Here is an 11,796-nt window from a genome sequence, read left to right as displayed (position 1 = left end):
GATCGTTCCTCATTGCGCTTCGAGTTCACCGAGCAACGCGTCGATCGCGCGCGCTGCATCGTCGAGTGAGTGCGCGCCGCGCGCTTCGAGCGCCGCGTCGATGGCAGCAGCGCAGCGCGCCAGCGTGCGGGCATCGAACAGCGTGCGCAGCGGCAGCGCGAGCGACCAGTGCAGATTGATTTGTGCGTTCGCCTGCGTCGCCAGCAGAGAGTGGCCGCCTAGTGCGAAGAAATCGGCATCGCGGCCAATCGCGTGGTCCGCTTCAAAACGCAGCACGCGCGCCCAGATGGTGGCAAGCTCGCGCTCGGTATCGGTGTGCAGTTCGGCGGCCTGTGCGCTTTGCAGCGCAGGCGCCGGCAACGCGTTACGGTCGCACTTGCCGTTCGGCGTGACGGGCAACGCGTCGAGCTCGATCACATGCGCCGGCACCATGTAGCCAGGCAGTTGCGCGTGCAATGCAGCAAACAGCGTGGCCTGGTCGAACGTTTCTTCGTCGCGGCGCGCGATATAACCGATCAACTGTTCGTCGCGCACGATCACGACGGCATCGTGCACACCGGGCGCAGCGCGCAACAGTGCTTCGATTTCACCCGGCTCGATGCGCAGGCCGCGCAATTTCACCTGCTGATCGGCGCGGCCAAGATAGTCGAGCACGCCGTCCGTGCGCCGGCAGACAAGATCGCCCGTGCGATACAGCCGCGCGCCCGGCGTGAACGGATCGGGTATGAAGCGCTCGGCCGTCAGCGCCGCGCGTCCGAGATAGCCGCGCGCCAGCCCGACGCCACCCAGATACAGTTCGCCGATTGCACCCGCCGGCAGCGGATGCAGCGAGGCATCGAGCGCATGCAACTGGATATTCGCAATCGGTTTGCCGATGGGCACGGCCAGGGCTTGCGCATCGGCATCGGTGCACGTCCAGTGCGAGACGTCGATGGCCGCTTCCGTCGGGCCGTACAGGTTGTGCAATTGCGCTTGCGGCAGCAGCGCGCGTGCACGCGCCACCAGTTCGGGCGAAAGCGCTTCCCCGCTCGCGACGATGCGCGAGATGCTCGTGCACTGTGCCGCAGCGTCAAAGTCTTTCAGATGACCGAGGAACGCGCCGAGCATCGACGGCACGAAGTGCAGCGTCGTGACACCAAAGGCCGCGATTGCAGACGCGAGACGCGCGGGATCGCGATGATCGCCGGGCGCAGCAATCGCGAGCGTCGCGCCCACCGACAACGGCCACACGAACTCCCACACCGATACATCGAAACCAAACGGCGTCTTGTGCAATACAACGTCTTGTGGCGTCAGACGGTACGCGTCCTGCATCCACGCGATGCGGTTCGCCAGCGCACGGTGCGTGTTGCCTGCGCCCTTGGGCTTGCCTGTCGAACCCGATGTATAGATCAGGTATGCAAGCTGATCCGCCTCGACGGCAACCTGCGCCGCAAGCGGAGCGTGTGCAGCGAGTTCCTCAATGCACAGCACGCGTGTGCCGTCATTGCGAATCGAATCGAGCACGCGTGCATGCAGCGACCGTTGAGTCAGCACGACAGCAGGCTGCGCATCGTCGAGCAGATACGCGATGCGCTCGGCGGGATAGTCGGGATCGACAGGAAGATAGGCCGCGCCCGCTTTCAGCACGCCAAACAGCGCCGCCACCATTTCCAGCGAGCGCTCGACGCACAGCGCCACCACACTATCCGCCGTCACGCGTTCGTTCAGCAGCACGCCCGCAACACGATTCGCGCGGTCATCCAGTTCCGCATAGGTCACGCGATGGCGCGTGCCACTGGCGTCGATGAAGTCGAGTGCGATAGCATCCGGCGTCGCGCTTGCCTGACGCTCGAACTGACGATGCAGCGGCAATTGCTGTTCCGCTGGCCACGTGCGCGCGGTGTCGTTGAACTCAGCAAGTTGCCCAAGATCGTCATGCGTCGCAATCGACACGCTGCCGAGCAACGCTTGCGGATCGGCAATAAACGCTTCGATGCTCGCGTTGAATGCACGATGCAACGCTTGCACACGCGCTGCGTCGATACGCCCTGTGTCGAAGCCGTAATCGATCGTCAGCGTATCCCCCGCCTGCACGACAAGCGTGACAGCCAGATCCGTGGCTTCGATGCTGCGAACGTCCGACAGGCGCAACGCGCGTTCATCGTTCGCGGACCAGGCGGGATCGACAGGATAGTTCTCGAACACCACCAGCGTATCGAACATCGCGCCGCCACCTTGACCTGCCCAGCGCTGAATGTCGAACAGTGGCGTGTGCGCGTGCTCGGCGTCGGCGGCGTTGTCGCGCTGCAGATCGGCGAGCCACCCGGCGATGCGCCGTTGCGGCGCAGGCGTCGCGATCACAGGCAAGGTGTTGATGAACAGGCCGAGCACGCTGTCGACATCAGGCAGCGCGTCGGGCCGTCCCGCCACGGTCGCGCCGAATGCGACGGTCGCGTGATGCGTCATGCGCTGCAACGCAAGCGCCCACGCGCCTTGCACGATGGTATTGACGGTCAGCTTGAGACTGCGTGCGAGCGCGGTCAGCTTCGTCGTGGTGGCCGCGTCGAGCTGCGCACGCCATGTGTGATTCGGTGCGGCAGCCTTCTCCGCCGATACATTCGGCGCAACCAGCGTCGGCTCGTCGAAGCGCGCAAGGCGTTCCAGCCAGAAGGCCTTGTCGGCTTCATGATCGCGCGCATCGAGCCACGCGATGAAGTCGCGATACCTCAACCGCGCCGTCTGACCGAACGACAGCGCGCGGCGTTCGCTCATGTAGTCGCGCAGCACGTCGGCGAACATGCGCGCCGTGCTCCAGCCGTCGAGCAAAAGATGATGACGTGTCCACACGAAACGCCATTCGTCTTCGCTGAAGCGGATCAGCGTGACGCGCATCAACGGTGCCTGCGTCAGATCGAAACCCTGTGCACGATCTTCATCCAGCCATTGCGCGAGGCTCGCGTCCTGATCCGCGCGGCCACGCCAGTCGAGCACGGCGACTGGCAGCTTCGCCTGTCGATGCACGATTTGCAGCGGCACATCGGCGTCGTGCCAGAAGCTCGTGCGCAACATGTCATGCTGCGGCACGATGCGATTGAACGCGTCGGTCACACGCGTGACATCGGGTGACGTCAGCGTCGCGACCAGTTGATTGACATAGGTGGTCCGGTCGGGCGCATACAGCGAATGGAACAGGATGCCCTGCTGCATCGGCGACAGCGGATACATATCGTCGACGAAGCGCGAATCGAGTTCCAGGCGCTCAAGCATCGCCTGCGTGAGACCCGCGCGCTCAGCAAGCGGGAAATCGGCGGGCGTCGCACTCGCGCCGCGCTTCGACACGCGCTCGATGCAACGCGACGCGATCTCGCGCAACGTCGCTTCGAAAGTGCGCGCGAGCTTCTCGACAGTGCCTGCGTCGAACATCGCTGCGCTATAGACCCAATGCACCTTGAGCTTGCGCGTGCCGTCGATATGCGCGTGAATCGCCAGCGCATTCGACATCGGTCCGGCAGGGTCGCGTTCGCAGCCTGCGCCGCCGAAGCGTGCAGCCAGCGCGTGATCGTTCGCTGCATCGCCGAACTGGCCCAGATAGTTGAATGTCACGCGCGGACGCGGCAGCGCTGCGAGGGCCGCGCGCGTCGCTTCGTCTGCGAGATAGCGCAGCACACCGAAGCCGACGCCCTTGTTCGGCACGGCGCGCAATGCGTCTTTCACGGCTGCGAGCGTATCCGTGCCCGACGCGCCGACGGGAAGCGCAACGGGATAATGGCTCGTCAGCCAGCCGATTGCGCGGCTGGCATCGAAGTCTTCGAACAAGGCTTCACGTCCGTGGCCTTCCAGTTCGATCAGCAGCGCATCGGTATCGACGCTTTCGCCCAGCGTGTGAGCGAGCGCCGCGACGAGCAGATCGATGGTCTGCGTGCGCCATGCGGCGTTCGCGTCGGTGAGCAGCGTGTGAGTGAGCGTTACGTCGATGGTCCATTCGATCGTAGCTGCATCGGCGTTGGTCGCCGTGCCGTGCGGGTTGTCGAACGGCAGCGCGGTGCTTACCTGCTGCGTCTTGTTCCAGTACGGGATCTCGTTGCCGAACAGCGTCAGTGCGTTGCTGGCGAGACGCTGCGCCCAGTCCGATGCGCTCGCGCCCGGCGCTGCAAGGCGTGCAACGCGCCTCTCGCGTGCTGCGACGTAGGCCGCGTCGAGGTCTTCGAGCAGCACGCGCCACGACACGCCATCGACGATCAGATGATGAACCGCAAGCCAGACGCGCGGCGTACCGTCGGGCAGCATCGCGACCAGCGCGCCCGCGAGCGGTCCGCGCGTCAGATCGAAACTACGCTGCACGCCGTCGAATTGTGCGAGCGCGTCGTGTTCGTCGCGTGCTTCGATGGCGACGAGCGGCAGTGTGTCGAACGGCTTGGCTGCGTAGCGCGCGGTCCATGAAGCGCCGCCCTGCGTGAAGCGGAGACGGAATGCATCGTGATGCGCGAGCACGACGCCGAATGCCTGCGCGAACGCATCCAGATCGAAGCGTTCGTCCGCATGGAGTTCGACAGCCTGATTCCAGTGTTGACGCGCGGGAATCTTCAGGTCGAAGAAACGCAACTGTGCAGGCGTCAACGCGATGCGCGACTTATCCGCGTCAGGTACTGCTCGCGTTGCGGCCTTCGTTTCAGCAACGGCCACTGCTTGCGCGACTTGCGCCAGTTGCGCGACGGTCGGCTTGTCGAACAGTTGCTTCGGCGTGAAGCGCACGCCGCGTTTGCGCGAGCGTGCGATCACCTGCAATGCCAGAATCGAATCGCCGCCAAGCTCGAAGAAGTTGTCGTCGCGGCCCACGTGCGGCGCACGGAGCACTTCCTTCCAGACATCAGCAAGAATGCTCTCGGTGCCTTCCAGCGGCGCATCGCCTGATGCCTGCACAACGGGCTGTTGCGCAAGCTCGCGCAGCTTCGCGCGGTCGATCTTGCCGTTCGCCGTGACGGGGAAAGCGTCGCACACTGTGAGCGTGCCGGGCACCATGTAGTCGGGCAGTCGCGCGGCGAGTTGCGCACGCAGCGCGGCTTCGTCACCCGCGCCGTCTACAACGACAAACGACGCAAGACGTGCGCGGCCCGCTTCGTGAATCGCCAGCGTTTCCGCCTGTTTGACGCCATCGAGCGCGCGCAGCGTCGCGCTCACTTCGCCAGGCTCGACGCGATAGCCACGTATCTTCACCTGATCGTCGAGACGGCCCAGATAATCGATTGCACCGTCTGCGCGCAGACGCACGCGATCGCCCGTGCGATACAGGCGCGCGCCGTTCACGTCCGGCACAAAGCGCTCCGCCGTCGCAGCGGCGCGACCCAGATAGCCGCGCGCAACGCCGGGGCCGCCCAGATACAACTCGCCGATGCCGCCCGCGGGCACAGGCGCGCCTTCCGCATCGAGCACACAAGCACGCGCGTTCGGCAGCGGACGCCCCGTGGGCACGCCAGCCGATGCGCCCGTGATGGGCCTGTTGGCCGTCGCATCGAACGTCAGCGCGCCGACAGTCGCTTCCGTCGGGCCATAGTGATTGATCACGCGGCACGCGGGCCGCAGCGACGCGATCCGCTCGACGAGCAACCACGGCAGCGGCTCGCCGCCCAGCACAAGCGCGTGCAGCGGCAATACGTCCGCAGGCTGCTGCGCTTCGAGCAGCGCATGCAGATGGCTCGGCACGATCTTCAGCACGCCGACGCAACGTTCGCGCATCGTCGCGGCGAAGCGGTCGGGATCGAATGCGGACTCCTTCGGCAGCAGATGCAGCGTGCGTCCCGAGCACAACGCGCCGAATAATGTGGTGTGACCAAGATCGGCCGCAACCGTCGAGACCATCGCCATGCTCGCGCCGGGCGCAAACTTCAGTTCGTCGAGCATGCCCTGAACGTAGTCCGCCAGCGCACGATGCGATATGACCACGCCCTTCGGCGCACCCGTCGAACCTGACGTGTAGATCAGATACGCCGCCTGTTCGGGGGCAATGGTCACGGAGGTCGCTTCGCCTTGTGCATCGACCAATGTGTTGAGCGAGACTACATGCGAAGCCGGTTCGATTTGCGGCGCATTCGCAGCGACGATCAAGCAGCGCGCATTGCACGCCGCAATTGATGCTTCGATCCGCTCGCGCGGCGCGGCCGGATCGAGCGGCACGGCCATCGAACCCGCTTTCAGCACGGCAAGCAGCGCGATCACAAAATCGACCGAGCGCTCGATGCACAACGCCACGGCCTGCTCGGCACCTGCGCCGTGTTCGATCAACGCATGTGCCGCCCGCGACGATGCACGGTCGAGCTCTTCGAACGTCAACTGGCGATGGGCATCGGTGACGGCCGTCTGTTGCGGCGTGACGTTAGCGTGATGCGTGAACGCAGCTACTACGTCGGTGAACTCGAACACTTGAGTACGGCCTTGCAGCATCATGCCGCGCGTATCCGCGCATGCAAGCGAGCCGATCTGCGACGCCGGGTTCGTCACGCTATCCGTCAGCAGCGCAACGAAACTGTCGAGCCACGCATGGGCGGTCGCATCGTCGATGCAATCCGTTGCCCACGCGGCGACCAGTTCGATGCCATGCGTGTCGTCGGTGAAATCCAGCGCGAAATCGAAGCGCGCCGCGAGATCGGGGCCCGGTGTCAGCGTCGCGACAGCGCGAGGCAATGTAACGGGTTCATCGAATACGAACTGCTGTGCGAACTTCACACGCAACCATTCTTCGCCGCGCCGCACGGGCGGCTTGACGGCATCGATCACCTGATCGAAAGGGACGTCTTGGTTTGCGTAAGCGCCCAGCGTCGTCTCGCGCACCTGTGCGAGCAACCCGGAGAACGTTGCGCGCGGCGCTACGCGTGCGCGCAACGCAACGGTGTTGATGAACAGGCCGAGCAGGTTGGCCGTTTCAGCGCGTTGACGGTTCGCAACGGGCGCTGCAATAGCGATGTCCGCTGCGGCAGTCAGACGATGCAGCCATGCATGCAATGCCGTCAGCAACACGATGAACGTTGAAGCGTGCGTGTTGCCTGCAAGCTCGCGCACGGCAGCGGATGTCTGCCGATCGAGACGACGCGAGACGCGCTTGCCGATGAGCGTGCGTTCCGACGGCGTCACGCGATCGACGGGCAAGGCAAGCGGCGCGGGTGCGTCCTTCAATGCATCACGCCAGTAGCGCAATTGCCGCTCGCGCTCTGCGCCATCGAGCGAATCACGCTGCCATTGCGCAAAATCCGCGTATTGCGCGGCGAGCACGGGCAACCCGACGGCGCGGCTTTCCGACAATGCCGCGTAGGCTTCCGCAAGTTCGGCAAACGCGCAACGCGACGACCAGCCGTCGCTGATTGCATGATGCGCGGTCAACATCAGCCGGTGTTCGTCATCCCCAAAGGTAACGAGCGACGCGCGCAATAGCGGACCGCGTTGCAGATCGAAGGGCTGCGTGGCGTGTTCGTTCGCGTGTTCGTCTGCGCGCGTGTTACGCGCGTCTTGAGCGACGCTGCGCAGATCCACGTGAAGGATTGGCACCGTTATGTGAGCATGCACGCGCTGCATCACGATGCCGTTCTCGTCTTCGTGCAAGGTTGTGCGCCATGCTTCGTGACGTTCGATTACTTGTGCAAGCGCACTTTCCAGTACTGCGCGATCAATCGATCCGCGAATGTTCCAGTGTGCGGCAATGTGATAAGCGTCGCCGGCGTCGCGCGTTTGCGCGAGTACCCAGAAGCGCTGCTGCGCAAACGATGCACGATAGTCCGTGAATTCTGCGGCCGAATCGCGTGCTGCCGCTTTCAGGGGCAACCACTGTGTGCGCTCTTCTACTTCAGCCGTCTCGACGAGTGCCACGAGTGCTTCGAGCGAATGATCGGCAAATAGCGTGTCCAGTCGCAGATTCACGCGCAGTTCCGCGCGAATCGCCGCTTGCAGACGCATGATCGCAATCGAATCGCCACCTCGCGCATGGAAGTGATCATCGAGTCCGATGGGCGCGCCGCCCAGAATCGAATGGCAGATTTCGGCGAGTTTGCGCGCCGTCTCGCTTTGCGGCGCGCGATACGATGCGTGCGCCGTTTGCGTCGCGATCTGCGCGCGAAGCGCTCCACGGTCGAGCTTGCCGTTCAACGTATAGGGCAGCGCCTCGAGCAAAGCGAAGCGATGGGGCTGCCATGCATCCGGCAAATGCCGCGACAGATGCTCACGCAACGCGCCTTCTTCGGCTTTCGTTTCGTTGAGAGTGACGCAGGCAGTCAACTGCGTGCGCCCTGCTGTCTCTTCGACCAATACCGCCGCATCGCGCACGCCTGGATGCAAGCGCAGACATTGCGCGATCTCGCCGGGTTCGACGCGCACGCCGCGAATCTGCACCTGATCGTCGATGCGGCCCATGTAGTCGTACGCACCATCGTCACGCAGTCGCGCGATATCGCCGGTACGATAGACGCGCGAGCCGGGTGCGCCGTGCGCATCGGGAATGAAGCGCTCTGCCGTTTGCGCGGCACGTCCGTGGTAGCCGCGCGCGAGACATGCGCCACCCAGCAGCAACTCGCCTGCCGAACCGTCGTCGATGCCCGCACCTTCGGCCGATGCAGTCACGCTCACGCGCGCGGTCCGCAATCCGATCGGCCTGCCGATCGGTAACGACGCGCACGACGTGTCATTCCATGTCGCGTGAGGATCGAGCGGCCATAGCATCGGCGAGATCACGGTTTCCGTCGGACCATAGCCGTTGATCAGCCGCACGTTGTTAAACGTTTGCCTGATTTCGGCGAACACGTCGCCGGGCATCGCTTCACCGCCGAACGCGAGCACGCGAAGTGCCGCAGGCACACTCTCACGCCGCGCCGCTTGCGCAAATTCACGCAGATAAGCCGGCGGAAACGCAGCGATCGTCACCCGCTCCTGCTTGACCAGTGCGCATGCTGCGTCGGGTGCAACCGTACCGGGCGGCGTGATCGCAATGCTCGCGCCTGCCACGAGCGGCGCGAGCCAATACTCGTGCGCGAGATCGAAGTTTACCGACGCAAAATGCAGCACGCGGTCCGCATCCGTCATCGGATAGGCGGCGATCACGGCATCGCAATGCGCAGCCAGCGGGCCATGCTCGACCACCACGGCCTTCGGCGTGCCCGTCGAGCCCGACGTGTAGATCATGTAGGCCGCCGAGCGGGGATGGACCTGCGCATCGTCGAAGTCGACAGGCTCTGCCATGTCGATTGCATCGGCTTCGATGCAGTGTTCGAATCTTGCGCGCATTGTTTGATCGGCGGAGCGCGTGACGATGCCGTGCCGCAGCCCTGCATCGCGCACCATCCAGTCGAGTCGTTGCACGGGATGACGCGGATCGAGCGGCACAAATACGCCACCTGCTTTCAACACCGCGAGCAACGCGACGAACAGATCGCACGACCGCTCGATGCACACGCCCACGCGCACTTCCGCACCCACGCCTCGCGCGCGCAACGCCGCCGCGAGCTGCGACGCACGGGCGTCGAGTTCGCCGCGCGACATGCGCACGGTATGCGGCGCGAACGCGGCGAGCGCGGGCGCGTTGGGAGCACTGCGCGCAAGGTCGCGCAGCCGCTGATGCAAGGCAGTCGGAAAAATCGTCATTCGTGTGAAGTCCTTCGGCGTGGCCGCTATGCCGCCGCATCGGGACACGGTATGTCCTCATCCCGGTTTTGGCGGCTTCACACAGGTGACGAATCGCGCGAAAAAATATTTACCCCTTCGAAGGAATAAATTCTGTGGAGTCCTTGTTTGCTCGCGCTCGCGGCGATTCAACTAAAGTTTTGCCGCGCCCAAACGTCTATCCGATGACGACCCTTCATGCGCCTTGCGCGCATTCACTTTCACGCCTGCATTCGATGACTGTTTCCAACGCACCGCCTATGACTGGTTCGGATCGACCGAACAAGCCTGCTACCCGTCTGCTGTTGTCACTCTTGCGACGCTCGCGCAGCGCGCTTGCGCTCGCGCTGGTCGCATGCGTGGCGAATGGCGTGTCGAGCGTGTTGCTGGTCGCGACGCTCAACCGCGCGTTGAGCGCACCCGCTGCCGCCGATCTACCGCTCGCATTACGCTTTGCCGCGTGTGCGCTCGTCGCGCTGCTTGCGCGCATCGTGTCGGGCGTGCTGTTCGCGGGGCTGTCGCAGGACACGATGGGCCGCATGCGCGAGCACGTCGCCGCGCGCGTCGCGTCGGCCGAGTTGCGCGACGTCGAACGTGTCGGCGCCGCGCCCGTGCAATCGATCCTCACCGACGACGCAACCAACGTATCGATGCTTTTCTTCGCGCTGCCGAACATCGTGATGCACGGCTCGATTGTCGCGGGCTGTCTTGCGTATCTGGCGTGGCTGTCGTGGCCGGTTTGCGTGCTGGCGCTGAGCGCGATCGTGATCGGCTCGCTCGGCTACCGGATCGGCGATATCCGCGCGATTGCATCGCTGGAAGCAGCGGGCAACGCACAGGACCGCCTGTTCGACTATCTCGGCTCGCTGTTTGCGGGCGCGAAGGAACTGAAGCTGCATCGCGAGCGCGCGCGGCAGTTCGTCGATGGACAACTCGGCGCGGCGATCACTGAAGTGCGCGATCACCGGCGCCGCGCGTTCGTCGCGTATGCCGTTGGCGTAGGCTGGATCATCTTTCTGTTCTATGTGTTTCTCGGTGCAGCGACATTTCTGCCTTCTATCGGCGTGCATGCCGATGCACAGGCGGCTGCCGGCTATGTGATCGTGTTTCTGTTCATGCTGGTGCCGCTCGATGGCTTGCTGAACAATCTGCCGACAGTCAACGCAGCGCGCGTATCGCTCGATCGCATCGAGCGTGTGCTGGCGGAATTCGAGGAACCGCAGAGTGCTGGTGCTTTGCCGGCTCCGACAGTTCCGGTTGCAAACGCGGAAGCTGCGGCATTCGATACGCTCTCGCTGCGCGGCATCACGCACGCGTATTTCCATGAGCGTGACGAGCGCATGTTCCGTATCGGGCCAATCGATCTGAGCTTTAAACCTGGCGAACTGGTGTTTATCGTCGGTGGTAACGGCAGCGGCAAGACGACGCTTGCGAAAGTGCTGACAGGTCTTTACGAGCCGGAAGACGGCGTGATTGAAGTGGATGGCGTACCTGTCACGCGTGAGATGCGGCCGGCGTATCGTGAGCGTTTTTCGACGGTGTTCAACGACTTCCATCTGTTCGATTCGCTGCTGGGCATTGTCGATCCCGACGATGCGAATGGCAATGCGCGTGCGGCGGCTGATGCGCGGGCCAATGCGTTGCTTTGCAAGCTTGCGCTGGATCATAAGGTGCGAGTGGAGAATGGCACGTTCTCGACTCGCGCGCTGTCGACTGGGCAGCGCAAGCGGCTCGCGCTGGTGGTCGCGTATCTGGAGGATCGGCCTTTTTATCTGTTCGATGAATGGGCTGCCGATCAGGATCCGTCGTTCAAGGCTGTGTTTTATGAGCAGTTATTGCCGGAGTTGCGTGGGCGCGGGAAGACTGTTGTGGTGATTACGCATGATGATCGATATTTTTCGTTGGCGGATCGTGTGTTGAAGCTGGATAACGGGGCTATAGTGGATGAGGTGCGTGGTGTGCCACACGCGAATTCGGGGGTCGGGTTTTCGCATGTGATGCAGGCGGAGGTTGATGTGCGGTGAAGGTTTTGGGTTTGCCTTTGGGTCTGCCTTTGCTTTTGATTTTGCTGGCATCCGCTTTTTGTTAGTGGTCTGCCTGGGTTGCCCCTGTGCGGGGCGGCACTTACTTTCTTTGCCGCCGCAAAGAAAGTAAGCAAAGAAAGCGGGCTAACACCGC

2 protein-coding genes are annotated in these 11,796 nt (G+C 63.7%); one reads left to right on the top strand and one right to left on the bottom strand.

What is annotated here, in order from left to right; all coding sequences use genetic code 11:
• Positions 1–9: 9 nt before the first annotated feature.
• Positions 10–9,600, bottom strand: a complete 9,591-nt coding sequence (locus DK391_RS25025) for a non-ribosomal peptide synthetase (RefSeq protein ID WP_109480692.1) — start codon at positions 9,598–9,600, stop codon at positions 10–12.
• Positions 9,601–9,854: 254 nt separating this feature from the next.
• Here DK391_RS25025 and DK391_RS25020 point away from each other — a divergent pair, with 254 nt between their 5' ends.
• Positions 9,855–11,642: a cyclic peptide export ABC transporter gene (locus DK391_RS25020; RefSeq protein ID WP_109480691.1), complete on the top strand. Its 1,788-nt coding sequence runs from the start codon at positions 9,855–9,857 to the stop codon at positions 11,640–11,642.
• The last annotated feature ends 154 nt before the right edge of the window (positions 11,643–11,796 follow it).

It is taken from the genome of Paraburkholderia sp. C35 (assembly GCF_003121405.1).
Taxonomy (GTDB): domain Bacteria; phylum Pseudomonadota; class Gammaproteobacteria; order Burkholderiales; family Burkholderiaceae; genus Paraburkholderia.
Note: the sequence above shows the minus strand (reverse complement) of the source record. Positions and strands in the feature narration are given on the sequence as shown.

Excerpts from the sequence above, each read along its gene's own strand:
- DK391_RS25025 (WP_109480692.1), bottom strand. The coding sequence starts at position 9,600 with ATGACGATTTTTCCGACTGCCTTGCATCAGCGGCTGCGCGACCTTGCG.
- DK391_RS25020 (WP_109480691.1), top strand. The coding sequence starts at position 9,855 with ATGACTGTTTCCAACGCACCGCCTATGACTGGTTCGGATCGACCGAAC.